The 24,900-nt window shown below is 61.4% G+C and carries 26 protein-coding genes and 1 pseudogene; 17 read left to right on the forward strand and 10 right to left on the reverse strand.

Annotated elements, in window-relative coordinates:
• The first annotated feature begins 228 nt into the window (after positions 1-228).
• Positions 229-1,149 carry a hypothetical protein gene (locus GGD53_RS00360; RefSeq protein WP_184452602.1) on the forward strand — a complete coding sequence of 307 codons (921 nt, stop codon included), beginning with the start codon at positions 229-231 and terminating at the stop codon, positions 1,147-1,149.
• A gap of 205 nt (positions 1,150-1,354) precedes the next feature.
• Positions 1,355-1,714 (forward strand): low affinity iron permease family protein, encoded by a 360-nt coding sequence (locus tag GGD53_RS00365; protein ID WP_184452604.1) that lies wholly within the window; start codon positions 1,355-1,357, stop codon positions 1,712-1,714.
• Positions 1,715-1,728: 14 nt separating this feature from the next.
• Here the strand turns inward: GGD53_RS00365 and GGD53_RS00370 are convergent, their stop codons facing one another.
• On the reverse strand, positions 1,729-2,148 hold the full coding sequence (locus tag GGD53_RS00370) for a low affinity iron permease family protein (RefSeq protein WP_184452606.1): 420 nt from the start codon (positions 2,146-2,148) through the stop codon (positions 1,729-1,731).
• Here GGD53_RS00370 and GGD53_RS32090 point away from each other — a divergent pair.
• Positions 2,132-2,260 carry a hypothetical protein gene (locus GGD53_RS32090; RefSeq protein ID WP_281413891.1) on the forward strand — a complete coding sequence of 43 codons (129 nt, stop codon included), beginning with the start codon at positions 2,132-2,134 and terminating at the stop codon, positions 2,258-2,260. The two genes, GGD53_RS00370 and GGD53_RS32090, sit on opposite strands and share 17 nt — an antisense overlap.
• Before the next feature lie 32 nt (positions 2,261-2,292).
• Here the strand turns inward: GGD53_RS32090 and GGD53_RS00375 are convergent, their stop codons facing one another.
• Positions 2,293-2,592, reverse strand: coding sequence for a DUF6074 family protein (locus tag GGD53_RS00375; protein ID WP_184452608.1), 300 nt, complete (start codon positions 2,590-2,592; stop codon positions 2,293-2,295).
• Between the two features lie 194 nt (positions 2,593-2,786).
• Here GGD53_RS00375 and GGD53_RS00380 point away from each other — a divergent pair, with 194 nt between their 5' ends.
• Positions 2,787-4,052, forward strand: a complete 1,266-nt coding sequence (locus GGD53_RS00380; RefSeq protein ID WP_184452610.1) for a glycerate kinase type-2 family protein — start codon at positions 2,787-2,789, stop codon at positions 4,050-4,052.
• A 24-nt stretch (positions 4,053-4,076) separates the two neighbouring features.
• Here the strand turns inward: GGD53_RS00380 and GGD53_RS00385 are convergent, their stop codons facing one another.
• The 4 genes from GGD53_RS00385 to GGD53_RS00400 form a co-directional block, all read right to left on the reverse strand.
• On the reverse strand, positions 4,077-5,030 hold the full coding sequence (locus GGD53_RS00385) for an NAD-dependent epimerase/dehydratase family protein (protein WP_184452611.1): 954 nt from the start codon (positions 5,028-5,030) through the stop codon (positions 4,077-4,079).
• A gap of 94 nt (positions 5,031-5,124) precedes the next feature.
• Positions 5,125-6,081 carry a lytic transglycosylase domain-containing protein gene (locus tag GGD53_RS00390; RefSeq protein ID WP_184452613.1) on the reverse strand — a complete coding sequence of 319 codons (957 nt, stop codon included), beginning with the start codon at positions 6,079-6,081 and terminating at the stop codon, positions 5,125-5,127.
• Positions 6,082-6,230: 149 nt separating this feature from the next.
• Positions 6,231-6,890 carry a peroxiredoxin gene (locus GGD53_RS00395; RefSeq protein ID WP_184452615.1) on the reverse strand — a complete coding sequence of 220 codons (660 nt, stop codon included), beginning with the start codon at positions 6,888-6,890 and terminating at the stop codon, positions 6,231-6,233.
• Positions 6,891-6,920: 30 nt separating this feature from the next.
• Positions 6,921-7,088, reverse strand: a complete 168-nt coding sequence (locus GGD53_RS00400) for a hypothetical protein (protein ID WP_184453521.1) — start codon at positions 7,086-7,088, stop codon at positions 6,921-6,923.
• Positions 7,089-7,295: 207 nt separating this feature from the next.
• On the opposite strand from GGD53_RS00400, the gene GGD53_RS00405 reads away from it, so the two are divergent.
• The 6 genes from GGD53_RS00405 to GGD53_RS00430 all read left to right on the forward strand — a co-directional run bounded on the left by GGD53_RS00405 (position 7,296) and on the right by GGD53_RS00430 (position 16,405).
• Positions 7,296-7,883 carry an ANTAR domain-containing response regulator gene (locus GGD53_RS00405; RefSeq protein WP_011425077.1) on the forward strand — a complete coding sequence of 196 codons (588 nt, stop codon included), beginning with the start codon at positions 7,296-7,298 and terminating at the stop codon, positions 7,881-7,883.
• A 34-nt stretch (positions 7,884-7,917) separates the two neighbouring features.
• Positions 7,918-9,198: an ABC transporter substrate-binding protein gene (locus GGD53_RS00410; RefSeq protein ID WP_184452617.1), complete on the forward strand. Its 1,281-nt coding sequence runs from the start codon at positions 7,918-7,920 to the stop codon at positions 9,196-9,198.
• 485 nt (positions 9,199-9,683) lie between these two features.
• Entirely contained in the window at positions 9,684-10,925 is a 1,242-nt protein-coding gene (locus GGD53_RS00415; RefSeq protein WP_184452618.1) for an MFS transporter, read from the forward strand.
• 16 nt (positions 10,926-10,941) lie between these two features.
• Positions 10,942-13,392 carry a nitrite reductase large subunit NirB gene (gene nirB, locus GGD53_RS00420; protein WP_184452620.1) on the forward strand — a complete coding sequence of 817 codons (2,451 nt, stop codon included), beginning with the start codon at positions 10,942-10,944 and terminating at the stop codon, positions 13,390-13,392.
• 10 nt (positions 13,393-13,402) lie between these two features.
• Entirely contained in the window at positions 13,403-13,747 is a 345-nt protein-coding gene (gene nirD / locus GGD53_RS00425; RefSeq protein WP_184452622.1) for a nitrite reductase small subunit NirD, read from the forward strand.
• Positions 13,748-16,405 carry a nitrate reductase gene (locus GGD53_RS00430; protein ID WP_184452624.1) on the forward strand — a complete coding sequence of 886 codons (2,658 nt, stop codon included), beginning with the start codon at positions 13,748-13,750 and terminating at the stop codon, positions 16,403-16,405.
• Between the two features lie 25 nt (positions 16,406-16,430).
• Here the strand turns inward: GGD53_RS00430 and GGD53_RS00435 are convergent, their stop codons facing one another.
• Positions 16,431-17,096 carry an HAD family hydrolase gene (locus tag GGD53_RS00435; RefSeq protein WP_432443130.1) on the reverse strand — a complete coding sequence of 222 codons (666 nt, stop codon included), beginning with the start codon at positions 17,094-17,096 and terminating at the stop codon, positions 16,431-16,433.
• A 260-nt stretch (positions 17,097-17,356) separates the two neighbouring features.
• Here GGD53_RS00435 and GGD53_RS00440 point away from each other — a divergent pair, with 260 nt between their 5' ends.
• Positions 17,357-17,683, forward strand: a complete 327-nt coding sequence (locus tag GGD53_RS00440; RefSeq protein ID WP_184452628.1) for a hypothetical protein — start codon at positions 17,357-17,359, stop codon at positions 17,681-17,683.
• A 156-nt stretch (positions 17,684-17,839) separates the two neighbouring features.
• Here GGD53_RS00440 and GGD53_RS00445 read toward each other — a convergent pair whose 3' ends face one another.
• Both GGD53_RS00445 and GGD53_RS00450 read right to left on the reverse strand, forming a co-directional pair.
• Positions 17,840-18,673 carry an SDR family NAD(P)-dependent oxidoreductase gene (locus tag GGD53_RS00445; protein ID WP_184452630.1) on the reverse strand — a complete coding sequence of 278 codons (834 nt, stop codon included), beginning with the start codon at positions 18,671-18,673 and terminating at the stop codon, positions 17,840-17,842.
• Between the two features lie 99 nt (positions 18,674-18,772).
• Positions 18,773-19,234 (reverse strand): annotated as a pseudogene (locus tag GGD53_RS00450) (cupin domain-containing protein); the annotation flags it as partial.
• Positions 19,235-19,489: 255 nt separating this feature from the next.
• Between GGD53_RS00450 and GGD53_RS00455 the strand changes: the two are divergent.
• The 5 genes from GGD53_RS00455 (at position 19,490) to GGD53_RS00475 (ending at position 24,061) form a co-directional block, all read left to right on the forward strand.
• Positions 19,490-20,527, forward strand: coding sequence for a cysteine synthase A (locus GGD53_RS00455; protein WP_184452632.1), 1,038 nt, complete (start codon positions 19,490-19,492; stop codon positions 20,525-20,527).
• 6 nt (positions 20,528-20,533) lie between these two features.
• A complete protein-coding gene (locus GGD53_RS00460; RefSeq protein WP_184452634.1) occupies positions 20,534-21,271 on the forward strand; it encodes an alanyl-tRNA editing protein in 738 nt (245 codons plus the stop codon).
• 14 nt (positions 21,272-21,285) lie between these two features.
• Complete coding sequence (gene sseA, locus GGD53_RS00465; RefSeq protein ID WP_184452636.1) at positions 21,286-22,155, forward strand: 3-mercaptopyruvate sulfurtransferase; 870 nt, start codon at positions 21,286-21,288, stop codon at positions 22,153-22,155.
• A 5-nt stretch (positions 22,156-22,160) separates the two neighbouring features.
• Positions 22,161-22,721, forward strand: coding sequence for a GNAT family N-acetyltransferase (locus GGD53_RS00470; protein ID WP_184452638.1), 561 nt, complete (start codon positions 22,161-22,163; stop codon positions 22,719-22,721).
• 164 nt (positions 22,722-22,885) lie between these two features.
• Positions 22,886-24,061, forward strand: a complete 1,176-nt coding sequence (locus tag GGD53_RS00475) for an MFS transporter (protein ID WP_184452640.1) — start codon at positions 22,886-22,888, stop codon at positions 24,059-24,061.
• Between the two features lie 55 nt (positions 24,062-24,116).
• Here GGD53_RS00475 and GGD53_RS00480 read toward each other — a convergent pair whose 3' ends face one another.
• Positions 24,117-24,350: a hypothetical protein gene (locus GGD53_RS00480; RefSeq protein ID WP_348647396.1), complete on the reverse strand. Its 234-nt coding sequence runs from the start codon at positions 24,348-24,350 to the stop codon at positions 24,117-24,119.
• 28 nt (positions 24,351-24,378) lie between these two features.
• Between GGD53_RS00480 and GGD53_RS00485 the strand changes: the two genes are divergently transcribed.
• A complete protein-coding gene (locus GGD53_RS00485; RefSeq protein WP_184452644.1) occupies positions 24,379-24,888 on the forward strand; it encodes a DUF1203 domain-containing protein in 510 nt (169 codons plus the stop codon).
• Positions 24,889-24,900: the final 12 nt, after the last annotated feature.

Genomic DNA, 24,900 nt, shown 5'->3' on the forward strand with positions numbered 1-24,900 from the left:
GCTGCTCCTTCGAATGCTGCCGCGCGATTGACAGGAACCGCGCACTTCAAACCGACCGCTCCCACCAGCCGGGAACAAACACCGTGCTTAAAAGTTGTGTGGCATCAACCACGTAACGTCGCCTTTGACAGGAGGTCTCTCATGGGTCGCGGTATTCTACTCTGGCTGCTTGGCGTTCCACTGCCTATCATCATTCTTTTGGCTCTGTTTATGCGATAGGAACGGATCATGTCGGTTTCAATGACAGGTTCCGGAGAGGTTGCCACTCCGGTCGAATCCTCCAAATCCGCCATGACGTGGGGACCCATCTTCGGTGGCGCAGCCGCCGCCATTGGAGTGACCCTCATTCTTCTGCTTCTAGGATCCGGCCTTGGGCTGACCATGGTGTCGCCCTGGTCGGGACAAAGCAGTTCGCTCGGCACACTCGGCATCACAGCGGCGATCTGGCTCGTTCTCGTGCAGTGGCTCTCTTCCGCCCTCGGAGGTTATGTAACCGGCCGCTTGCGCACAAAATGGGCCGCCGTCCACACCGACGAGGTTTTCTTCCGCGACACCGCGCATGGTTTCCTAAGCTGGGCTCTGGCAACCATCTTCGTCGCCGGATTCCTTGCGTCGTCGCTGACGTCGCTCGCCGGCGCCGGTGCACAGGCGGTAGGATCGGCCGCGCAAGCCGTAGGCTCGACCGCCGCGGCCGCCGGTACGGCAGCAGCAACGTCGTCAACCTCGCCGCTGGATCTTTCCACCGCCTATTTTACCGACGCATTGCTACGCCCTGACCAGGCGCGTGCGGCAGCGACATCCAACGATGCTGCGGCAACGTCGGAAGTCTCCCGCATCCTCCTCAATGGCGCTGCCGAAGGGCAAGTTCCAGATGAGGACAAGGCCTATCTTGCCACCATCGTCTCTGCGCGGACCGGTCTCTCCGAAACCGATGCACGCGCCCGCGTGGATGCTGTGCTGAAGCGTATTGACGACGCTAAGGCCGCCACGCAGAAGGCTGCCGACGAGGCACGAAAAGCCGCCTCGACCACGGCATTGCTGGGATCCTTGTCGCTTCTGGTCGGCGCCTTCATAGCCGCTGCGGCTGCGGCTCTGGGAGGATCGCAACGCGACGCAGAGGAAGATCTCGTCGTCACATCCCGCCTCTAACTGAGGGGGGCGCGGTCTCAACGGCGCGCCCCAGTCCTCGGCTCGGCAGTCAGCCTGACTAAAAGCACGCACGTCACGCTAAAGCCGGTAGAGGAGCGTATGAAGACGTGAAACGCCAAAGCGCATCTGAATAATCGCCACACGCCTGGTGATGGACACGGCTACGATCTGCTCCATCTTCCTTTATGGGACTGTGGAGAGCCATATGCGCTGGCGCTTTCGACTGATTTCCGACCTCGCCGTTTCATGGGCAGGGCACCGTGTGGTTCCTGTCGCGCTGCTTGGGTTCATAACTCTATGGACGGCAGTCGGTTTAAGATTTTCCTTTCCCCGGCAGTGGTTTCTGCTGACCAACATGGTGGGCACGCTCGTCACATTCCTTATTTTGCTGCTGCTGCAGCACTCCCAAAATCGGGACATGAAGGCACTCCATGCCAAGCTCGACGAACTAATCCGATCAAGCGAGGCAGGAAACCATTGGATTGCAGCCGAGAAGAAAGATGCCGACGCCATTGAAGAGATGCGGCAGCAACATCAAGACCAGATTTCGGCGAAGCGAGTGTGAGGAGATGGGCGCCTCTAACCGGACGTTGCCTCTGCGCCGGATTTCTCGTCCGATTTCTCATCCGCCTTCTCCTCGACGCTTTCGGCCTTTTCTGCAAGCGTCTTGCTCATTTCCCTGAGCTCGCCCTCGTCGAGCTTTTCGATGCCGACAAATTTATTGGCGGCCTGACTCGTCAGAATGAGCTCGTCAAGCTTGGCCTGCAAAGCCTTTCCGTCACGGTTCTGGCTGTTCTGCAACACAAACACCATCAGGAAGGTGATGATCGTGGTCGTCGTGTTGATCACAAGCTGCCATGTTTCGGAATAGTCAAAATAAGGCCCTGATATCGCCCAGAGGAGGACGAGCATGAGGGCTGCGATAAAGGTGAACGGCCTTCCCGACAGCTCGGCGACGGCGGTTGCGAAGGAAGAGAAGAAGTTGGATTTGTTCGACATTCGAGAAGGCTCCCGCAGCATCAATGCTGTCAATCGACAACATCAACTCCACATCCGGGCGGAAGTTCCTTATGCCGTCGAGCTCGATCCGGACGGCATGCTCAATGCGTGAGATTGCAGGTCAGACGTGTCGGACCTGATGAATCAGCGTTTCTGCGATTTGGCAACGGCCTGCCTCTGATGGCTGAGGACTAGTTCGATCTGGACATCTTGCTGAAACTCCATCACCCGCTGACCGACAAGGCTCTCCGGCATTCCCGCCGCTAGAAGCTGATCGGCAAGCCTGCGGCACTCGGCCTTCCAGAATTCGATCGCGTCCGCGCCATGCCGGCGGCCGAGTTCCCGAGCGCAACGCTCGACATTGGCAGTTCCGGTTGCGGAGGGAAAGGCAATAACCTTGCCTTCGTGGGAGGCGGCGGGGCGGCGGGTCGTTTCAGTGGCCATCGAACACAGGTTTCCTTTGATCCTATATGTTGTCTACGGGAGGATGGTTAATGCTTTCTATTCGTTCGCCTCTTTCAATGGCGAGACTCTGCGTCACTGCTGTCAGATCACCGCATCTTCGGCCTTGACGCCGCCACGCCGATGCGCCGACAGTCCCCATCATGATCGACACCTTGAGGCAGCAGAGACCAACGATGACGATAACCGCCCCCCGCGATTTCCTGAAAAGCCTGTTCGACGCGGCGGTTCGCGCCGCCGATCCGCTGACCGGCATCAAATCGCACCTGCCGGAGAAACCGAAGGGAAGAACCGTCGTGATTGGCGCCGGCAAGGGTGCGGCTCAGATGGCGCGGGCGCTCGAAAGTGCATGGGATGGACCGCTCGAGGGCCTGGTGGTCACCCGATACGGCTATGGCTGCGAAACGCGCTTCATCGAGATCGTCGAAGCAGCCCACCCGGTGCCTGACGCTGCGGGGCTCGCGGCGGCCAAGCGGTTGACCGAAACGGTGAACCGGCTGACCGAAGACGATCTGGTGATCGCGTTGATCTGCGGCGGCGGCTCGGCGCTGCTGCCCGCTCCTCCGGAGGGGCTGAGCCTCGAAGACGATATTGCGCTCAGCGAAATGCTGCTCGCTTCGGGCGCGCCGATCTCGGCGATGAATGTGGTGCGCAAACATCTCTCCACCATCAAGGGCGGCAGACTTGCGGCGGCGACGAAAGCGAGAGTCGTCAGCCTGATCGTTTCCGACATTCCAGGTGACAACCCGGCCCATGTCGCCTCCGGGCCGACGGTGCCTGATGGTTCAACACGGCAGGAAGCGCTCGAGATTATCAGGCAATATGGATTGCAGCTGCCGCAGGCAGCGCTCGACCACCTGAACTCGCCGAAGGCTGATGCGCCGCGGCCGGACGATCCGGTATTCCTGCGGCACGAGCATCACATCATCGCCTCTGCCGGCGTTTCGCTGGCGGCGGCGGCCGCCAGGGCGACATCGCAAGGGATCACGCCGGCAATCCTCTCGGATGCCATCGAAGGCGAATCGCGTGACGTGGCGCTGGTGCATGCGGCCATCGCCCGCGAGGTCCTGGGGCGGAACAAGCCATTCTCGAAGCCGGTCGTCATCCTTTCCGGCGGTGAGACGACGGTGACGCTGAGAGCCAAGGGCGGCAAGGGCGGGCGCAATGGCGAATTCACCCTTGCCATGGCGCTTGCGATCGATGGACAGGACGGCATTGATGTGCTGGCTGCCGACACGGACGGGATCGACGGCTCGGAAGACAATGCCGGCGCCTTTGCCGATGGCGGCACGGTGAAACGTCTTCGCGCCGCCGGGCTCGATCCGCGCCGGCGGCTCGACGGCAATGACAGCTACTCGGCGTTCAAGGCGATCGGCGATCTCTTCGAGACCGGTCCGACCGGAACCAACGTCAACGATTTCCGAGCGATCCTCATCCGTTAGAGCCCATGAACGATTAACCGGCGGTCAGGTCTTGAGCAGCCCCTGCCCGACCAGCCAGCCGACCGATTCCTGCACCGCCTGCAGAGAGGTATATCTCGGGGCGTAGCCCAACAGGCGCCGGGCTTTGGCAATCGAGCAGTTCGGACTGCGGGCGATGTGCTCCCATGTCGCCTCCGCGTCCTCGGCCGTCTGGCCTTCGGCCCAGCGGTCGAAGGGCGAGAAGGTGAGCTTCGGCTCATGCCCGAACCATCGCGACATCGCCTCCGCATAGCCGCGAAGCGTCAACGCCTGTTCCGAAACCGCATGGAAACTCTCGCCGATCGATGCGTTCCAATGGGCGATCGCACCCATGAACATCGCTGCGACATCATCGGCATGGACATGATGAACGGTCTCCAGGCCGAAATTGGGCAGCGCCAGAGCCTCTCCGCGGGCAAGGGTCGAAAAGACCTGCAGACTGAAATTGCCGGCCGGATTGAGCGGCGCCCATCCGGGGCCGACAATGTGGCCGGGATGGATGATGGTCGCCGGAAAGCCCCGGAGTCTTGCCTGCTGCAGCAGATAGGTTTCGATCGCGGCTTTTTGGATGCCATAGTCACCGAAGGGAGACTTCGGCGCTTCCTCCCGCGCCGGCACGGCCACCGGGTATCCATGTGTCCAGATGGTGCCGGTATGCAGGAAATGGCCGACATGCCCTGACAGCGCCGTCACCAGCTGCTCGGCGCTTTCCAGCGTGAAGCAGATCATGTCGATGACGATATCGGCTTTCACTCCCCGCACGGCCGGACCGAAATCACCGGCCCGCTCCATCTCTACCCGATCCATCTGGCGCTGATCGACGGAGGCCCAGGCGCGGTTTGCCGTATAAGGCTTTGCCGTGCCGCGGCTGATGGTGACGACGTCGTGACCCGCCTCCACCAGACGGGGAATGAGATAGGTTCCGACATGGCCCGTTGCCCCGATGACCAAAACGCGCATTGTCTTCCCTCCCGATGGCATGATCCGCTGCGACTATGCTGCGCCGTCCAGCGATCCTGCAAGCAGACTTTTCATTGCGAATGGGGGAGGCCCGCTATTGGTTCCTGAAAACGAGGCAGGTACCGCCGTGTCTGCGGATCTGATTGCAGACATAGTTGGCCTCCATGCGTGTCTGCCGGGCGATGCGAGCGGCATAACGCGGCCGAAAACCGAAGCTGCGATCGCGCTGGCGCAAGATCAACGGCTGCTCCGCATTCAATGGCGCCGGTAGATCCTGCACGGCATCGCGAAACATGCGCCGGGCCACTGCGACATCGGCATTCGCCGCCAGCTGGACGCCCCAGGGAGCCCAAATGCCCTCCTGACGCCAAGGCGTGTCCTTCAATATTCGGCTTTCGGCAAGCGCCACGCAGCCATCGAGGAAGGGCTTGTCCTTGTCGAGCGGGACGGCCGCATCCTCAGGCGGATTGTCCTTCCACTCCTCGACCGTATGCGCGGTGATCGCCATCACGTAGCCGCGCGTCTCGTAGGGTAACCTGCCTGACGTAAGATAAATCGCAAGACCGTTTTCGCCGGCATTATAGGCGGCGGCGGCAAGGCCGAGATTGCCGAAACGGTTGCGCAGTTCATCAAGATATTGCGCCGATTTCCTCAAGGCTTCCAGCGCCTGATAGCTGTCTTCGAGACCGCGGAGTTTCGCCGTTCCGGGCATGAACTGCGCAATGCCCTGCGCGCCCTTGAAGCTGACCGCGTCGGGGCGAAACGTGCTTTCGCGCCAGATGAGCCGAGCGAAATAAGCCGGCGGCAACCGATTGGCCTCGGCGAAATGCTCGATCGCATTGCAGAGGTCACGATTGAAACTGTCCTTGCGGATGCAGAGCCGCTCGCCTGAACCGGAAGCCGAGGGTCCCGAATAGAGGCAGGCCGGCTCGGCAGCACTCTCTTCCGGTTGAGCTTTCGGCGTATCGATGACGGAAAACAGAAAACAGAGCGAAAGCAGGGCCTTCGCCGATCTCCTCAAAATGCCGGACTGACGCTTCCGCCCTATCATCGGATCTCAGCAGGTTAACTTCCATCGCGACGCTCATGTTAGATAACATCGATCAAGGCGTGAAGCTTCCCCATTTCGCAATGCAGGCATGAAAAAAGCCGCCGGGCAATGGCCCCGGCGGCTTCGGGAACGGGTTTGAAAAGCCGTTTTCAGGCCGCCGGCTGCTTCGTCTTCCTGAGATAGGGCAGAACCGTATCGAAGGAGCCGAAACGCGCGATCGCGTCGTCGTTGGAAACGGCGGCGGTGATGATGACATCTTCGCCCTGATTCCAGTTTGCCGGCGTCGCCACCTGGTGCTTGGCCGTCAGCTGGATGGAGTCGATGGCGCGCAGGATTTCATTGAAATTGCGGCCCGTCGTCATCGGATAGGTCAGGATCAGCTTGATCTTCTTGTCCGGGCCGATGACGAAGACCGAACGCACCGTCGCGTTGTCGGCAGGCGTGCGGCCTTCGGAACTGTCGCCGGCGCCGGCCGGCAGCATGTCGTAGAGCTTGGCGACCTTCAGGTCCTTATCGCCGATCAAGGGATAATCGACGTCGAAGCCGGTTGCGGTCCTGATGTCGCCCTTCCACTTGGCATGGCTTTCGACCGGATCGACGGAGATGCCGATGATCTTGACGCCGCGCTTGGAAAACTCGTCGGCGAGGCCGGCCATGGCGCCGAGCTCCGTCGTGCAGACAGGCGTGAAATTCTTCGGGTGCGAGAACAGGACGGCCCAGCCGCTGCCGATCCAATCATGGAAGCTGATTGGTCCCTGTGTGGTGTCGGCGGTAAAATCGGGGGCAATATCGTTGATACGTAAGCTCATGGTCGGCCCTCCAAAGCCTTGTGTCCAATCTTATTCATCTAAAATCGAGGCCATAGGATCTGTCCGCCGGAAGCGGCCGTGAGATTGCGACTCTTTGATCGCGCCGGCCAAAGGCAAATCCCATCCCAGGACTTTAAGTAAGTCATATACCACGATAACCGAAGGCATGCTCTTTCGATTTCCGGCCTGCTGCGGCATTATTTTTCCGGCAGAGATGCGCGACGAAAGAGACGCGGGCGAACGATCGCCGCCCCCAAAGCACACGACCCGCGCTGCACGGTGACGCTCGACCTCGCCGCGAGCCTGAAACTACGGCATTTGATTATTTTTTATGCATGCAATTTTATGCACATTTTTCAGGCGGACACCTTGCAAAAATTGCTGCAGCGCGTCATAAATATACGAATGACGCATCGCGATCTGACAATTCTGGTGATCGACGAAAATGCCATACGCGCCTCCATTATCGAGGAAGGACTGCGCGAGGCAGGGCATGCGCGCGTCACCGTCGTGCACGAGGTCAACGGCATCGCGCGAACGATCGAAACGCTGATGCCCGACGTGATCATCATCGATATCGAGAATCCCAACCGCGACATGATGGAACACCTGTTCCAGCTGACGCGCACGGTCAGCCGCCCAATCGCCATGTTCGTCGATCGCTCCGATACGGCCTCGATCGAGGCCGCCGTCGACGCCGGCGTCTCGGCCTATATCGTCGACGGCTTGAAGAAGGAGCGGGTCAAGCCGATCCTCGACATGGCCGTCAGCCGCTTCAATGCCTTCAGCCGGCTGCGGCGCGAGCTCGCCGATGCCCGCTCGGCGCTTGAAGAACGCAAGCTCATCGAGCGCGCCAAGGGCATACTCATGAAGATGCGCGGCCTCTCCGAGGAAGAGGCCTTCGCCCTGCTGCGCCAGACGGCAATGAACGAAAAGAAGAAAATGTCGGAGATCGCCCAGAGCGTCGTCACCGCCGCGGGGCTTTTGATGTAATGGCCGATATTGCGAATTTCCGGAGGAAACCGGAGTGGATATGATGACGAAGAGCGGCAATTCCGGCGGGCTGCCCTTGCCCGCACGCGTGAACAATGAAGGCGCGAAGGTGCTGCGGGCGGGATTCATTCCGCTTGTCGACGCATCGGTGCTGATTGCGGCGGCAGAATTCGGTTTTGCACGGAAAGAAGGCCTGACGCTCGATCTCGCCAAGGACGTTTCCTGGGCGAATGTTCGCGACCGCCTGGCATTTCGCCAATTCGACATCGCCCATATGCTTTCGCCGATGCCGGTCGCTTCGATGCTCGGCCTCGGCTCCAACCCGTCGCCGACGATCACGCCTTTTTCGTTGGGGCGCGGCGGCAATGCCATCACCCTATCGGCCCGGCTCTTCGAGAGGATGCGCGAGGACGCCCGCTTGCCGGAAACGGCAGGCGCGCTCGACAATGCCCGCGCCTTGGCAAAAACATTGGCGGCAATGAAGGCGCGCGAAGAGCCGCTGCCGACCTTCGGCGTCACCTATCCTTTCTCCTCCCACAATTACGAATTCCGTTACTGGCTGGCGGCCGGCGGCATCGATCCCGACAAGGACGTCAAGCTCGTCGTCGTGCCGCCGCCCATGACATCAGACGCGTTGGCGGCCGGTGCGATCGACGGGTTCTGTGTCGGCGCCCCGTGGAATATGGTTGCCTCCGAGCGCGGGCTCGGCCGTATCGTCGCCGCCAAGCAGGATATCTGGCCCTCGGCTCCTGAAAAGGTGATCGGCATGCGGCCGGATTGGGCCGAAAGCCATCCCGAGACCGTTTCCCGATTGATCGTGGCGCTCGACGCTGCAGCGCGCTGGTGCGACCGCCCGGACAATCACGACGCGTTGGCAGCGGCCCTTGCCGATCCCCGTTACATCGCCGCCCCGGTAAACATCATCCGCCGCGTCCTCGCTGGCGAATTCAACCTCGATGCCAGGAGCAACCGGCGCGTCATTCCCGAATATTTTCAATTCCACTCCGATTTCGCCAACTATCCGAGGCCGAGCCATGCCCTCTGGATTTACAGCCAGATGATCCGCTGGGGGCAGGCGGAGACCAGCCTCAACAAGGCACGGGCCGCCACCTCCGCCTACCGGCCGGATCTCTATCGCGCAGCTCTAGGTGACAACAACGCGCCCGTTGACGCCGATATTCGTGTCGAAGGCGGCGAAGAGAACGATCGCTTCATGGATGGTCGGATCTTCGATCCCGCAGAGCTGCCGGATTATGTCGCGGGCTTTGCCGTCAGGAGCACCCTGCCCTTCTTCACCGGCAACGACGAAACCTGATACCAAACCGGCCTGCACAAAACGCCAGCACGGATCGCCGCTCGCCCTATCGCAACGCACAAAAGATTTGCACCTCTGCCGCTGCGCGAAAAACAGGCAAGGCTGAAATCTCCCTCGAAAAGCTTTTATTTCAAAGACTTGAGCAACACCTGGAAAATTGGCACGCGACTTGCTTAGCTTGTATTGCACAGATCAACGGCGATCGGGGCAAAATGGGCACACGCAGGCGCTCATCAAGACACGGGCTACGTTGCGACATGCAAAGCAAACAGTAGTCGATCAAATTTTCAGCAACCCGGTGTTCGGATTGCTTTGAGATAGATAGGCCGGAAGGCCAATGATTGGGCGTCCAACGGCGGGCGCCACCAGCAAAGCCGCTGATCAGGATATTCGCGCGCCTCGTGCAAGCGCGTCCTGACCAGCGGCTTTTTTGTTTTAACCCCCAGCAATGGATCGGCACGACCTTGTCGGGCCACGGAGAAGCTATGTCTGCCATCGAGAAAGTGCAGCCCATGTCAGCCGGCGAACCAGCCAAAGCACTGTGGATCTCCACTGTGGCCTTCACCCTCTGTTTTGCGGTGTGGACGATCTTCGCGATCATCGGCATCCGCATCAAACAGGAACTCGGGCTGAACGAGGCCGAGTTCGGCCTGCTGATCGGTACGCCCGTGCTCACCGGTTCGATCGTGCGCATCGTTCTCGGCATCTGGACCGGGCGTTACGGCGGTCGTCTCGTCTACACGCTGACGATGCTTGCCGCCGCATTGGCGACGTTCCTGCTCTCCTACGCCCACACCTATACGCAGATGCTGATCGCCGGCCTTGGTGTCGGCCTTGCCGGCGGCTCCTTCGCAGTCGGCGTCGCCTATGTCTCGCCTTTCTTCCCGGCCGAGAAGCAGGGGACGGCGCTCGGCATCTTCGGCGCCGGTAACGTTGGCGCGGCCGTCACCAAATTCGCAGCCCCCTTCGTTCTGCTCGCATGGGGCTGGCAGGCAGTTGCCGAGATCTGGGCCGTCTGTCTGGCGCTGATGGCCATCGTCTTCTGGTTCACCACGACAGATGATCCGGCCTTCAGCCTTCGCCGCGAGCGCGGCGTCGCCTCCAAGAGCCTGGCCCAGGAATTCGCGCCGCTGCAGAACGTTCAGGTCTGGCGCTTCTCGCTCTACTATTTCTTCGCCTTCGGCGGCTTCGTCGCCCTGTCCTTGTGGCTGCCGCGCTATCTCGTCGGCGTCTATGGCTTCAACCTGGAAACGGCCGGCATGATCGCGGCCGCCTACTCCATCCCGGGCAGCATCTTCCGTGCCTTCGGCGGCGTGCTGTCGGACAAGAAAGGCGCGCGCAGCGTCATGTACGCGATGTTTGCGGTGTCGGCTGTGGCCACTCTCATCCTTTCGCTGCCGGCCACCGCGATCACTCCGGTCATCTTCATCGTCGTCATCTTCGTGCTCGGCTTCTTCATGAGCCTCGGCAAGGCCGCCGTCTACAAGCACATTCCGGCCTATTACCCCGACAGCGTCGGCGCGGTCGGCGGCATCGTCGGCATGATGGGCGGGCTCGGCGGCTTCATTCTGCCGATCGCCTTTGGGCTCCTCAAGGACATGACCGGCCTTTGGTCCAGCTGTTTCCTGCTGCTTTTCGCGATCGTCGCGATCTCGCTCATCTGGATGCACCTGTCCGTTAAGCAATTGTCGCGCCAGGGGCACTCTGCGCCCGTGGCTGCAACCTGATCCAAGGACTGTAAATATGACTGAAAAACTCGTTATCATCGGCAATGGCATGGCGCCCGGGCGCATGCTGGAGCACCTCTTCGAACAGGCGCCCGGACGCTATGAAGTGACGATCTTCAATGCCGAGCCGCGCGTCAATTACGACCGCATCATGCTGTCGCCGGTTCTCTCCGGCGAAAAGGACTACGAGCAGATCATCATTCATGGTGACGGCTGGTATATCAAACACGGCATCACGCTCTACAAGGGCCACAGGATCGTCAATATCGACCGTGACGCCAAGACCGTCACGTCAGACCATGGCGTCACTGAAAGCTACGACAAGCTGGTGATCGCCACCGGTTCGGTGCCCTTCATCATCCCGGTTCCCGGCAAGGATCTGCCCGGCGTCATCACCTATCGCGACCTCGACGACGTGCAGGCGATGCTGCTTGCCGCCCAGGCGCGTGAAAAGGCCGTCGTCATCGGCGGCGGCCTGCTCGGCCTGGAAGCAGCGGCCGGTCTTGCCCAGCGCGGCATGGACGTCACCGTACTGCACGTCATGCCGACGCTGATGGAGCGTCAGCTCGATCCCGCCGCCGGCTATCTCCTGCAGAGGGCCGTCGAAGAACGCGGTATCAAGGTCATCTGCAAGGCCAATACCAAGGCGATCGTCGGCAACGGCAGGGTCGAGGGCATCGAGCTCGATGACGGCCGCATCATTCCGGCAACATTGGTCGTGATGGCCGTCGGCATTCGTCCTAGCGTCGGTCTGGCAAAGGATGCCGGCCTTGCGGTCAACCGCGGCATCGTCGTCGATGCCGGCATGCAGACCTCGGACGGCGACATTTTTGCGCTCGGCGAATGCGCCGAAGTGGGCGGCATGGTCTACGGCCTCGTTGCCCCCCTTTATGAAATGGCCCGCGTCGCCGCGGCGCATCTCTCCGGCGATCGCTCGCCCGCCTTCGTTCACGCGGATACGCCGACCAAGCTCAAGGTCACCGGCATCGAGCTTTATTCGCTCGGCGACTTCGCCGATGGCGACGATCGTGAAGAGATCGTGCTGCGCGATGCCAGTGCCGGCGTCTACAAGCGCCTGGTGCTGAAGGACAACAAGATCATCGGCACCGTGCTTTACGGCGAAACCGCCGACGGCGCCTGGTTCAACGACCTGAAAAAGAAAGCGACCGATATTTCGGAGATGCGCGAGACGCTGATCTTCGGACAGGCCTATCAGGGAGGGTCGCCGCTGGACCCTATGGCGGCCGTTGCAGCCTTGCCGGATGACGCGGAAATCTGTGGCTGCAACGGCGTATGCAAGGGCAAGATCACTTCGACGATCACGAGCAAGGGACTGACGTCGCTTGACGACGTGCGCGCCCATACGAAGGCGTCGGCCTCGTGCGGCTCGTGCACGGGCCTCGTCGAGCAACTCATGGCGCTGACGCTCGGCGACAGCTATAACCCGGCTGCTGTTCAGCCGATGTGCACCTGCACCGAACTCGGCCATGACGACGTTCGCCGGCTGATCAAGGCGAAGGGACTGAAGAGCATTCCCGCCGTTATGCAGGAGCTGGAGTGGAAGACCTCCTGCGGCTGCGCCAAATGTCGGCCGGCGCTCAACTATTACCTCGTCTGCGACTGGCCGGATGAATATGCCGACGACTACCAGTCGCGCTTCATCAACGAGCGCGTCCACGCCAACATTCAGAAGGACGGCACCTATTCCGTCGTTCCGCGGATGTGGGGCGGCGTCACCAATTCGAACGAGCTGCGCGCCATCGCCGATGTCGTCGACAAGTTCGAGATCCCGATGGTGAAGGTGACGGGCGGCCAGCGCATCGACCTGCTCGGCATCGAGAAGGAAGACCTGCCCGCCGTCTGGGCCGATCTCGGCAAAGCCGGCTTCGTCTCGGGCCAGGCCTATGCCAAGGGCCTGCGCACCGTAAAGACCTGCGTCGGTTCGGACTGGTGCCGTTTCGGCACCCAGGATTCTACCGGTCTCGGCATCCGCATCGAGAAGTTCATGTGGGGCTCCTGGACCCCGGCCAAGCTGAAAATGGCGGTGTCCGGCTGCCCGCGCAATTGCGCGGAAGCAACCTGCAAGGATATCGGCGTGATCTGTGTGGATTCCGGTTTCGAGATCCACTTCGCCGGTGCGGCCGGTCTCGACATCAAGGGCACCGAGGTGCTCGGGCTTGTGAAGACCGAAGACGAGGCGCTGGAGCATATCGTGGCGCTGACGCAGATGTACCGCGAGCAGGCCCGCTATCTCGAGCGTATCTACAAATGGGCCAAGCGCATCGGCCTGGAGGAAATCCGTCGGCAGATCATGGGCGACGCCGAAAAGCGCAAAGCCTATTACGACCGCTTTGTCTTCTCTCAGAAATTTGCCCAGGTCGACCCCTGGTCGGAGCGTGTCTCCGGCAAGGACAAGCATGAATTCAAGCCGATGGCGACGATCGGTTATCCGCAGGCAGCTGAATAAGGAGATTGATATGACCTGGTCCAATGAAAACTGGCATCCGATCGGTGACATCTCCGACATCCCCCTTCGCGGTGCGCGCTGCGTAAAGACACCGCAGGGCAAAATCGCCGTCTTCCGCACCGCCGAAAACGAGGTCTTCGCCATCGAGGATCACTGCCCGCACAAGGGTGGTCCGCTCTCCCAAGGCATCGTGCATGCCAAGGCCGTCACCTGCCCGCTGCACAACTGGGTGATCTCTCTCGAAACCGGTAAGGCGCTCGGCGCCGACGAGGGCGCGGTGCGGACCATACCGGTCCGCAACGAGGGCGGCGCCCTCTTCATCGCGTTCGAAAGCCTGATGATGGCGGCGGAATAGATGACGACAGAGGTCAAGACCACCTGTCCCTACTGCGGCGTCGGCTGCGGCGTCATCGCCACGGTCGATGAGGCGGGCGCCGTCAGCGTCAAAGGCGATCCCGAGCATCCGTCGAATTTCGGCCGGCTCTGCTCGAAGGGTTCGGCCCTTGCCGAAACCATCGATCTCGACGGCCGGCTTCTCTATCCCGAAGTCTCGGGCGAACGCAGCGGCTGGGACGAGGCGCTTGATCTCGTCGCCCAGCGCTTTTCCGAAACGATCGCCGAACACGGGCCGGATTCGGTTGCCTTCTACGTCTCGGGGCAACTGCTGACCGAAGACTATTACATCGCCAACAAGCTGATGAAGGGTTTTGTCGGCTCAGCCAATATCGACACCAATTCCAGACTTTGCATGTCCTCATCCGTCGCGGGGCATCGCCGCGCCTTCGGTGCCGATACGGTGCCCGGAACCTATGAGGATATCGAACTCGCCGATCTGGTGGTCCTGACCGGCTCCAACCTCGCCTGGTGCCACCCTGTCATCTACCAGCGGCTTGCCGCCGCAAAGGCGGCACGCCCCAGCATGCGGATCGTCGTCATCGATCCGCGCCGGACGATGACCTGCGACATCGCCGACCTGCATCTCGCAATTCGCCCGGACGGCGACGTCGCGCTGTTCATGGGATTGTTTGCGCATCTCGCGACAAGCCCGGCAATCGACCAGAATTATATTGCCGCCCATACCGAAGGTTTCGGCGATGCTTTTGCGGCAGCGGCCGCGCTTGACATCAACGACCTCCTGGAACGGACCGGCCTGCCGGCCATGCAGATCCGGGAGCTCTTCCGCCTGTTCGAGACGACTGAGAAAGTCGTCACTTGCTACAGCCAGGGCGTCAACCAATCCTCCTCCGGCACCGACAAGGTCAACACCATTCTCAATTGCCACCTGGCGACCGGCCGCATCGGCCGCCCCGGCATGGGGCCGTTCTCGCTGACCGGCCAGCCGAACGCCATGGGCGGGCGTGAGGTCGGCGGCCTTGCCAATATGCTTGCCGCCCATATGGCGATCGAGAATGCGGATGACCGCGACCGCGTGCAGCGCTTCTGGAATTCGCCCGTCATCGCCGCAAAGCCCGGCCTGAAGGCGGTCGACATGTTCCGCGCGGTGGCGGACGGGCGCATCAAGGCGCTCTGGGTCATGGCCACCAATCCTGTTGTGTCGATGCCGGATGCCGACAGCGTAGAAAGCGCGATTGCCGCCTGTCCCTTCGTCGTCGTGTCGGACATTCTGAGAGAGACAGATACGACCCGCCACGCCCATGTGCTTTTGCCCTCGCTCGGCTGGGGCGAGAAGGACGGCACTGTTACCAATTCTGAACGCCGCATTTCCAGGCAGCGGCCGTTTCTCGATGTCCCGGGAGACGCCAGAGCGGACTGGTGGCAGCTTGCGGAGGTCGGCCGGCGCATGGGATTTGGCGCCGCTTTCGATTTCCACGCACCGGCGGCAATCTTTGCGGAACATGCAGCGCTTTCCGCCTTCGAAAACAACGGCAGCCGCGACTTCGACATCGGCGTCCACGCCGACATCAGCGGTTGCGCCTTCGACGAACTGTCGCCCTTTCAATGGCCGCAGCCGGCAGGGACGGCGCCTGGCGTCACCCGCTTCTTCGCCGAGGGCGGCTTCTACCATCCCGACGGCAAGGCGCGCTTCGTCGCGGTCAAACCACCGGCAACCGATCGCACCAATGCCGATTTCCCCTTCACGCTGAACACCGGCCGCATCCGCGACCAGTGGCACACGATGACAAGAACCGGGAAGAGCGCGCGGCTTTCCGCCCATATCGCCGAACCCTTTGCCGAGATCCATCCGCGCGATGCGATCGAGAACGGCATATCAAGCGCCGGCCTCGTCGAGATCGAGAGCCCCCACGGCAAAGCGATCGTGCGAGCGCTGGTGACCGACCGCCAGGCGCGCGGCGGTGTTTTCGCACCCATGCACTGGAACGACCAGTTCGCGGCAAAAGCGCGGATCGACGCCGTGGTCGCGCCGATCACCGACCCTCTTTCCGGCCAGCCGGCGTCGAAGAACGTTGCCGTCGCCGTTCGGCCCTTCCGCGCCAGCCATTATGGTTTCGCGGTCTCGGCCATCAAACCGGACAAACCCGACGCGGCCTATTGGGCGGTGGCGAAGGCTGCCGGCGGCTGGCGGCTGGAACTTGCCTTCACCGAGGCTGTCGAAGACTGGACGGCTTGGTGCCGGAGGGTGTTCGCCATTCCGGCCGAGATCGAACCCCTGGGTTACGCCGACCGGCAATCGGGCGACCTCAGGCTCGCCTTCTTCGATGGCGAGATCCTGCTTGCCGCACTGTTTCTTGCAGGCGAACCGGTTGCCGTCGCACGCAACTGGGCAATCTCGCAACTCTCTGTCGTGCATGGCGACCTCAGGAAACGCTTTGCGCTGGTCGCAGGTCGTCCCGGCGGCGGCCGACCGGATCCCGGTGCGACCGTCTGCTCCTGCTTCAGTGTCGGGGTCAACCAGATCGCCGCCGCGGTGCGCGGCGGATGCCACAGCGTCGAAGAGGTGGGCAAGGAAACGAGCGCCGGAACCAATTGCGGCTCCTGCCGCAGCGAAATCGGCAGGATCATCGATCGCTGTCTCGCCGCAGCGGCGGAGTGAATGCGCACCGGCGAATCTGGCGATGTCAGGCGGCGCTCGGGACCACAAGCATTTTATGGTCGGCTGAGATGCGGACGGCGATTTCGTCATAGGACGAGATCGTCGAATGCGGCGTCTCCATCTTATGGTGATGGGTTGCGGTAACGACCATGACATCGGCGCCGGCCGCCTCGCCGGCCTTGATGCCGGCTGCGACATCCTCAAACACCAGACAATCCCGCGTGCTGACGCCGAGGCGTTCGGCGCCGAGAATATAACATTGCGGATCGGGCTTTCCGACCGTCACATCTTCCGCCGTCACCATGAATTTCGGCAGAGGCAGGCCCGCCGCTTCCAGCCGGCGGCGGGCAAGGCGCAGGGGCGACGAGGTAACGATCGCCCAGCGATCGGGCGGCAGCGAGGCCAGGAAGGCGGCTGCGCCTGGAATGGCAGCGACATCGCCGACATCGGCAACTTCAGCCTCGGTCACCAGCCTTGCCTCATGTTCGGGATCGACACCCGGCAGGTTCAGCCGGGTGATTGTGTCAATGCCGCGCGATCCGTGCATCTTCGGCAAGAAGGCGGCGACATCGAGCCCATGGCGTCTTGCCCAGTCGCTCCAAACACGCTCGGCGGCGAGGATCGAATTGAGGATGGTGCCGTCCATGTCGAAGAGGAAGGCGGCATAAGGCTTCTCGAAGCCGTGGGGCATCGGCGGGTACAAGAGCGTATCTCGATAAGGAGGAGTGTCGGATGGTGGTGGTGCCGATGAAACGGCAAATCGCTGCGTTTTGCAAGCCTGGGCAGGACAGCGACGCTGCGTGCTTTGGAGCCTTTCCAGCAACTTCGGCCATTAAGGTTTGCGCACGATGCAAACTCCGCGTGCAGGTTTTTCAAAAATATCGGAACAATGGCTCCTGCAGGTGGTTACCCAGAGGTCATCCATGATGAAAATCAAAGGAGGATATCCTCATGACCAAATCCCTCATTGCCGCTTCGCTGCTCGCGATCGGCATGGCAACGTCAGCCTTTGCCCAGTCGAATCCGGATCCCATCGGACCGACGAATGGCGGCTCGACCGATCCGGGTTCAGGTAACTATTCGTCCGATTACACCAACAGCGACAATGGCATGCACCCCGTCCAGGTCGCGCCCGTCGATCCGACCACGACCCAGAGCATCCGACCGCCGCAGGCGATGGAATGCGCCGGCATGCCGCAGCAGGGGACCGGTGTCGATACGCGCGGCGGTGAGAGCGGCGCATCGATCAGCGAAGCCTGCCGCGAATACGACAACTGAGCAGGTAATCGCCGCTTTGAAACATGTCGCGCAAAAGCGCACCACCTCGGAAAGGCCGGTTTATGCCGGCCTTTTCATGTCGCGGCAGATAGAGACTTCTTCCGCATCAGACTTTTGATCCGCGCGTTCCGACTACCCGTCCTCCTGCGCTGTTGATCATTCCGCAGGGTGCGGCATCACCGGATGATGATCATCCAGCGGCGGTCGCTGCCGCCAGCCAGTCAGATGGTTCATCAGTGGGAAATAAGCGCCATAGGGTAGCAGACGCGCCAGCTTCACCATCGTGGTGAAGCGCCTGGGGAAAGCGATCTCGAAAGCCCGCGATTTCAGTCCGCCGGCAATCTGGCGGGCAGCCTCCTCGAGCGACACCGGCGCCGGCATGAGAAAGGCGCTCTTCCCCACCGTCGGCATGTCAACGAAGCCCGGGCTGATGAGCTGGATGCGGATGCCCATCTTGTCGAGATCGAATTTCAGGCTTTCGGCCATGTTGATCAACGCCGCCTTGGTGGCGCCATAGGCAGCCCCCGTCGGCAGGCCGCCATAACCGGTGACGGAAGAGACGATGGCGATCTGTCCCTGCCCTTTCGCCTTCATATGGCGGATCGCAGGCAACAGACAGTTGACGACGCCGGAAAGATTGACGGCAAAGCTCTTTTCGAAATCGGCGCGGTTCAGGTCCTCGGCGTGGACCGGCAGATAGACACCGGCATTGAGGATCGCCATGGCCAGCGTGCCATGCTCATATTCGATGGAGGCCAGGACATGTTCCATGTCCTCGGCATCGGTGACATCCCCGTCGAGGACGATAATATTGCCGGACAGGCCGCTGGCTTCGGCCTGCAACTCGACCAGCTTCTCGTGGCTTCTGGCGGTGACGGCGACCTTATATCCTTCGGCGGCAAGCTTGAGCGCAAGGGCCCGGCCGATACCCGAGCTCGCGCCTGATATCCAGACGATTCCATGTTCGGGACGGGCAATGAAATCACGCATCACATGCTCCTCCGGCTCTGCCTAACCAGCACGAAAACAGGTCCGGAAGTTCTTTGCGCCTCCCGGATTTACGGCTCTATCACACCATTGTGGCTGCTTTCAGCCGATCAGGTCGCCGATTATCTGACGAAAGGACCCGGTCAGCCGGATCGGTCGGTCGGACACCGCGAAAGCAATGCAAGGCCTGTCCTGTTCGGCAACCGGCCGATGACCGCCAGTTTCGTCGGCAATCGAGATGTCGCCGGGGCCTAAATGGCCGCGCTCATCGTTGAAAGCGCCGTCGACAACGAGGATCAGCTCCACGCCTTTATGAGTGTGCGCCGGCAAGGCGCGGCCAGGGCGGATCCACATCAGACGGACCTCGCAGCCGTCCATGTCGAGCGAATATTCCTTAAGGCCGGGCAGCCACTTGCGCCAGGGGACGTCCGCGACCTCGAAGCCGACAAGAGCGCGCAATGCCCGGGGAAACAGGGCGGTTTCGGGTCTCCTGGCGGCCTGCGGCTCAGAATCGGGAGAAATGGAGGAGAAGATTGCCGCAAGGCGCTGCCCGCGGTCGGCAATCTGCTCGTGAATCATCTCGGTTTTCGGCCACGCCCGGCTACCCGTGTTCCGTTGTCGCCTTGTCATCATCCGTACGGGGAACGTCAATCTTCGGATCACCGCGACACGGTGGGATCGCGGTCGAGCGCTGTTTCGGGTAAGGAAAGCGAAATTTTATCGTGGCAGCCAGGGGCATGGAATAGCATTTCTTGCCAACACAGCCTTGTGAAGGGAAAAGACCGTTCCTAAAGTAAGAGTTCGAAAGAGGCAGATTCCATGACCTTCCATCCCTCCGTCCTCGAAGCCATCGGCAATACGCCCCTGATCAAACTCAAGGGCGCCTCGGCGGCAACCGGCTGCACCATTCTCGGCAAGGCGGAGTTCCTGAACCCCGGCCAGTCGGTCAAGGACCGTGCCGCGCTCTACATCATCCGCGATGCGGAGCGGAAGGGGCTGCTTCGGCCCGGCGGCATCATCGTCGAAGGCACGGCCGGCAATACCGGCATCGGGCTGACGCTGGTCGCCAAGGCGCTCGGCTACCGCACCGTCATCGTCATCCCGGAAACGCAGAGCCAGGAAAAGAAGGACGCGCTGAAACTGCTCGGCGCCGAACTCGTCGAGGTGCCCGCCGTTCCCTACAAGAACCCGAACAACTATGTGAAAGTGTCCGGGCGCCTCGCCGAACAAATGGCGAAGAGTGAACCGAACGGTGCGATCTGGGCAAACCAGTTCGACAACGTCGCCAACCGCCAGGCGCATATCGAAACGACCGCACCGGAAATCTGGAACGATACGGATGGCAAGATCGACGGCTTTATCTGCTCCGTCGGCTCCGGCGGCACGCTGGCGGGTGTGGCGACTGGCCTGAAGGCTTTCAAGGCCGACATCAAGATCGGCATTGCCGATCCCGACGGCGCCGCACTCTATGAGTTCTATCAGAACGGCACGCTGAAATCCGAGGGATCCTCGATCACCGAAGGCATCGGCCAGGGCCGCATCACTGCCAATCTCGTGGGTTTTACCCCCGATTATGCCTATCGGATTTCCGATGCCGAAGCGCTTCCCTATCTTTTCGACCTCGTCGAAAACGAGGGGCTGTGCCTCGGCGGCTCGACCGCGATCAACATTGCCGGCGCGGTCAATCTCGCCCGCGATCTCGGACCCGGTCACACGGTGGTGACAATCCTCTGCGACTACGGCAACCGCTACCAGTCGAAGCTTTTCAATCCGGATTTTCTGCGGTCGAAAGGACTGCCCGTTCCGGGCTGGATGACTGGTGCGTCCGACATAAACGTTCCCTACGAGCCCGTGTGAGACCTCATGCGCGTCAATGCCCTCTACCGCGACGACTTCTATCTCTCGACGTGCGAGGCGGTCGTCACCGCCATTCACGACGACGGGGGCATCGAACTCAACCAGACCTGCTTTTATGCCACATCAGGTGGCCAGCCCGGCGACACTGGCCAGCTTGAACGCGCAGACGGTACCAAGATCATACTCGGCCAGACGAAACACGGCGCCGGCAAGGACGTCATCATCCACGTGCCGCTCGAGAACGAGCCGCGGCCGGAGGTTGGCGAGACGCTGGTGCTGCATGTCGACTGGCCGCGCCGCTACCGGCTGATGCGCATGCACACGGCCTGCCACCTGCTGTCGGTCATCTGCTCCCATCCGATCACCGGGGCCGCCGTCGGCGAGGAGGAAAGCCGCGTCGACTTCGACATGAGCGAGACGATCGACAAGGACGAAGTCACGGCCAAGCTGATGGAACTGGTCGGCCAGAACCACCCGGTCTATCTGCAATGGATCACCGACGACGAGCTGGCGGCCAACCCCGACATCGTCAAGTCGAAGAACGTGCGCCCGCCGATGGGGCTCGGTCGGGTCAGCCTCGTCTGCATCGGCGAAAACTCCTCGATTGACAGCCAGCCCTGCGGCGGCACACATGTGTCGGAGACGCAGGAAGTCGGCCAGATCCACATCGCCAAGATCGAAAAGAAGGGCAAGGAGAATCGGCGCTTCCGCATCCGCTTCGGCACGCCCGGCCAAGAAGCCTGACAAGGGAGACCAGAATGACTGAGAGCAAGAGCCGTTTCGTCGTCTCGGCCGAATGGCTGCAGGCCGAACTCGGCAAGCCGGATCTGCGGGTGCTGGACGCCTCTTTCTACCTGCCAGCGCAGAAGCGTGACGCCGACGCCGAATATGCGGCCGGCCATATTCCCGGAGCCATCCGCTTCGATCAGGACAAGATCGCCGACCACTCGACGGCGCTGCCGCACACGATCCCCTCGCCCGATTACTTCGCCGCCGAAGTCGGCAAGCTCGGCATCAGCGAGAATGATCGCATCGTCGTCTATGACGGTATCGGCGTGTTTGCCTCGCCCCGGGTCTGGTGGCTGTTCCGGGTGATGGGGGCAAAGAACGTCTTCGTCCTCGACGGCGGTCTCGACGGCTGGAAGGCCGAGGGCCGTCCGCTCGAAACAGCGGCCCCCAACTATGCGCCGGCGACGTTTACGCCTGACTTCGACGACAGCCGGGTGGTGACGCTGGATACCATGCGCGACATTGTCTCCAGCGGTGCGATGCAGATCGCCGACGCCCGCAGCGCCGGCCGCTTCGCCGCTACCGAAGCCGAGCCGCGTGCAGGCATGCGCTCCGGCCATATGCCCGGCGCCCGAAGCCTGCCCTCCGGTGTCTTCACCAACCAGGGTCGGTTCAAATCGCTGCCCGAACTCAGGCAGACGATCGAAGAGGCAGGGATCGATCTCTCCAAACCGGTCGTCACCTCCTGCGGCTCGGGAATCACGGCCGCGATCATCACGCTGGCGCTGGAATCGCTCGGCCATCACGACAACAAGCTTTATGACGGTTCATGGAGCGAATGGGGCAGCCGTGACGATACGCCTGTCGTCACCGGCCCGCCGACGCCTGATAAAGCCTGACCGCCATGGGAAAGACGCCCGCTTCTCTCAAAGCGCATATCACCCGTCTTGAAATGGCGGCGCCGCCGAAGGCCAGCATGCCGGTGCCCGTCAATATCCAGACGGCGATCATGCGCGCGCCCGGTATACCGCTGCCCTTCTATCGCTATCTCTACCGACAGGTGGGCGCGCGCTGGCAGTGGGTGGACCGGCTGCGTATGAGCGACGAGCAACTGGCAGAAACGCTGAACGACAAGCGCAACAATATCAGCGTCCTCTACGTGAACGGCGCTCCGGCCGGCTTCTACGAATATTTCTGCGAGGACGAGGAGACGATCGAACTCAGCCATTTCGGCCTGATCGAACATGCGCTCGGGCTCGGCATCGGCAAATGGTTTCTGCTGCAGGCGCTCTATGCCATCTGGGCGCTCGATCCGAAGCGCGTCACCACGACCACCAATAATCTCGACCATCCGCGCGCATTGCAGCTCTATCAGATGTACGGCTTCTCCCCTGTGTCCACAGGCACCGGCATCGTGCGGCCGCTGAGTGACAAGGAGCTCTTGGAACTTGCGCGGAAAAGCTGAGACTTGCTGCCCATGGTGGGATTTATGCTGACAGCAGCTGTCAGCAGCGGTGTAGATAATCCGGAAGCCGCCGGTTTCTGAACCGGTCGCTATCTCACCGGAAAGCCTCGCTATGCCGGCATCAGCTGGGTTTCAATCCATATCCGATCGGAGCAGGTCCCGAGATGAAGCCGCACCACCGCATTTTCTTCATCCAGTTTGCCGTAGCCCTTTGCGTGGGGGCCTTTCTTTCGCGACTGCCGGATCTTCAGCGCAAGTTTGGCCTAACCGAAGGCGAGCTCGGACTTCTGCTGGCTGTTATGTCATCAGGGGTTCTCTGCGGATTGACGTTTTCGGTGAGGATCATCGAGAGGCTCGGTGCCCGCACCACCGCCTTCGTCACGGTTTTCGGTGCGTCCATATCTTTTGCGGTGATCGCCTGGATGCCTTCAGCCCTCTCCGCCATGCCATTGTTCTTCATCGCCGGTCTTTTCACCGGCGCATTCGAGATCAATGCCAATATCGAAACCGACCGACACGAAGCGCTGCTTGGACGGCGCATCATGAGCCGTGCACACGGTATGTGGAGCCTCGGTTTCTGCATGACTGCCCTTGTTGCCGCCGGCATGCGGCAAGCCGCCGTCTCCATCGAACTGCACATCCTCCTCGTTCTCCTGACCATACTTATTACAGGATCGGTCGTTTTCTCGAAGATCGAGACAGCGCCGCCGCGACAGGGCGCGCACACCGGAGAGAATCCGCGCGTCGCTTTTCCCACCATCGGGCTGTTACCCCTTTGCCTGATAGGCGCGGCGCCGCTGTTGGCTGAAGGCGCGAGCGTCGATTGGGCGGCCATCTATATGCGTGACGTCTTTGCAGCCGCACCCTTCGTCGGTGGGCTCAGCGTGACGATATTCTCGCTGTGCATCGCTGTCGGCCGGCTTGGAATGGACCCTGTGATCGATCGCTTCAATCCATACCCGGTCGCAACGGTTCTTCTCGCAATCGTCGTCGTCGGGCTTCTCATGGTCGCAACGGCGGCACACCCCGTCATTGCCCTTATCGGCTTCGGCCTTACCGGTGTCGGCTGCTCGTCGGTCTATCCGCTCGCCATCTCAGCTGCGGCCCGACGCAAGGACCGGCCGGCTCCGGTCAACGTCGCAGCGCTGGGGCAGACAACCTTCGTCGTTTTTTTCGCTGGTCCACCGCTGCTCGGTTTCATCGCCGAATATTTCGGTATCCGCTTTTCCTATTGGGCGGTCGTCCCTGTTGTCGTCACAGCGCTTCTGATCACCAAGGCACTCGCCCCTGCTCCCATGCCGGTCGCGGGAGATCCCGAATCTGTGCAGGCCCACGGCTGACACGCCAGATGTGCTGCTGTGGCAGGACCTTAGCTAGAGACGGGAGCAGAAGCAGCTAACGCTGCGTTAGGCTGGTTGGGCGGCGTGGATCATTGCGGCGCTCGAAGTCGAGCGTGCGGTCCGACTGCTCCTTCAGTTCCGCCACCTCCCGACGCAAAGCCCTGAGTTCTTCCAATATTTCGGCATTTTGCTGCGCCAGCAGCGCCAAATTGATTTCAGCCAAGGCAAGTCTCCTTTCACGATCCCGCTTCGCAAGAAACGGGTGGCTTATAGATGGATGCGGGTGCATTTCATGGCAATCACAAAGGAGATTTGTCATGACCGCCATTCGTTTTGTCGCCATGCCGACCAGAGACGCCGAGCATCTCTGGAACGGCGGGCGCGACGCTTATGACAGGCCGCCCGAGACGATGGTTTCCGACGGTGACGGCAACCCTTGCCGCCATTGCTTGAAGAATATCGAGGAGGGCGAGGAACTGCTGGTCTTCGCCTACCGGCCCTTCCCAGCGCTGCAGCCCTACGCCGAAACTGGGCCGATCTTCCTGCATAAACAGCGGTGCCGACGCTACGTCGCCGAGGAGGTCCAGCCGCCGATGCTGATGATGAGCCCCGATTTCATCGTCCGCGGCTACAGTGCGAATGATCGCATCGTCTACGGCACCGGCGCGGTGACCGATATCGACGAAATCCCGGCCTATGCCGAGACACTGCTGGCACGAGCCGACATCGCCTATGTCCATGTGCGTTCGGCGCGCAACAATTGCTTCCAGTGTCGGATCGACAAGGCAAAGGCGCCGGCCCTGGCAGAGACCGGCGCCCTCACCTGACCGTGGGTCAAG

The organism is Rhizobium aethiopicum (assembly GCF_014197535.1).
Taxonomy (GTDB): domain Bacteria; phylum Pseudomonadota; class Alphaproteobacteria; order Rhizobiales; family Rhizobiaceae; genus Rhizobium; species Rhizobium aethiopicum_A.

Bases quoted from the DNA above. Each gene is read 5' to 3' on its own strand.
- GGD53_RS00395 (WP_184452615.1), bottom strand. From the start codon at position 6,890: ATGAGCTTACGTATCAACGATATTGCCCCCGATTTTACCGCCGACACC.
- GGD53_RS00480 (WP_348647396.1), bottom strand. From the start codon at position 24,350: ATGCACCCGCATCCATCTATAAGCCACCCGTTTCTTGCGAAGCGGGAT.
- GGD53_RS00390 (WP_184452613.1), bottom strand. From the start codon at position 6,081: ATGATAGGGCGGAAGCGTCAGTCCGGCATTTTGAGGAGATCGGCGAAG.
- GGD53_RS00380 (WP_184452610.1), top strand. From the start codon at position 2,787: ATGACGATAACCGCCCCCCGCGATTTCCTGAAAAGCCTGTTCGACGCG.
- GGD53_RS00475 (WP_184452640.1), top strand. From the start codon at position 22,886: ATGAAGCCGCACCACCGCATTTTCTTCATCCAGTTTGCCGTAGCCCTT.
- GGD53_RS00455 (WP_184452632.1), top strand. From the start codon at position 19,490: ATGACCTTCCATCCCTCCGTCCTCGAAGCCATCGGCAATACGCCCCTG.
- GGD53_RS00435 (WP_432443130.1), bottom strand. From the start codon at position 17,096: ATGCCCCACGGCTTCGAGAAGCCTTATGCCGCCTTCCTCTTCGACATG.
- GGD53_RS00445 (WP_184452630.1), bottom strand. From the start codon at position 18,673: ATGCGTGATTTCATTGCCCGTCCCGAACATGGAATCGTCTGGATATCA.
- GGD53_RS00470 (WP_184452638.1), top strand. From the start codon at position 22,161: ATGGGAAAGACGCCCGCTTCTCTCAAAGCGCATATCACCCGTCTTGAA.
- GGD53_RS00460 (WP_184452634.1), top strand. From the start codon at position 20,534: ATGCGCGTCAATGCCCTCTACCGCGACGACTTCTATCTCTCGACGTGC.
- sseA (WP_184452636.1), top strand. From the start codon at position 21,286: ATGACTGAGAGCAAGAGCCGTTTCGTCGTCTCGGCCGAATGGCTGCAG.
- GGD53_RS00385 (WP_184452611.1), bottom strand. From the start codon at position 5,030: ATGCGCGTTTTGGTCATCGGGGCAACGGGCCATGTCGGAACCTATCTC.
- GGD53_RS00405 (WP_011425077.1), top strand. From the start codon at position 7,296: ATGACGCATCGCGATCTGACAATTCTGGTGATCGACGAAAATGCCATA.
- nirB (WP_184452620.1), top strand. From the start codon at position 10,942: ATGACTGAAAAACTCGTTATCATCGGCAATGGCATGGCGCCCGGGCGC.
- GGD53_RS00440 (WP_184452628.1), top strand. From the start codon at position 17,357: ATGACCAAATCCCTCATTGCCGCTTCGCTGCTCGCGATCGGCATGGCA.
- GGD53_RS00360 (WP_184452602.1), top strand. From the start codon at position 229: ATGTCGGTTTCAATGACAGGTTCCGGAGAGGTTGCCACTCCGGTCGAA.
- GGD53_RS00400 (WP_184453521.1), bottom strand. From the start codon at position 7,088: ATGCCGCAGCAGGCCGGAAATCGAAAGAGCATGCCTTCGGTTATCGTG.
- GGD53_RS00375 (WP_184452608.1), bottom strand. From the start codon at position 2,592: ATGGCCACTGAAACGACCCGCCGCCCCGCCGCCTCCCACGAAGGCAAG.
- GGD53_RS00430 (WP_184452624.1), top strand. From the start codon at position 13,748: ATGACGACAGAGGTCAAGACCACCTGTCCCTACTGCGGCGTCGGCTGC.
- GGD53_RS00485 (WP_184452644.1), top strand. From the start codon at position 24,379: ATGACCGCCATTCGTTTTGTCGCCATGCCGACCAGAGACGCCGAGCAT.
- nirD (WP_184452622.1), top strand. From the start codon at position 13,403: ATGACCTGGTCCAATGAAAACTGGCATCCGATCGGTGACATCTCCGAC.
- GGD53_RS00370 (WP_184452606.1), bottom strand. From the start codon at position 2,148: ATGTCGAACAAATCCAACTTCTTCTCTTCCTTCGCAACCGCCGTCGCC.
- GGD53_RS00365 (WP_184452604.1), top strand. From the start codon at position 1,355: ATGCGCTGGCGCTTTCGACTGATTTCCGACCTCGCCGTTTCATGGGCA.
- GGD53_RS00415 (WP_184452618.1), top strand. From the start codon at position 9,684: ATGTCTGCCATCGAGAAAGTGCAGCCCATGTCAGCCGGCGAACCAGCC.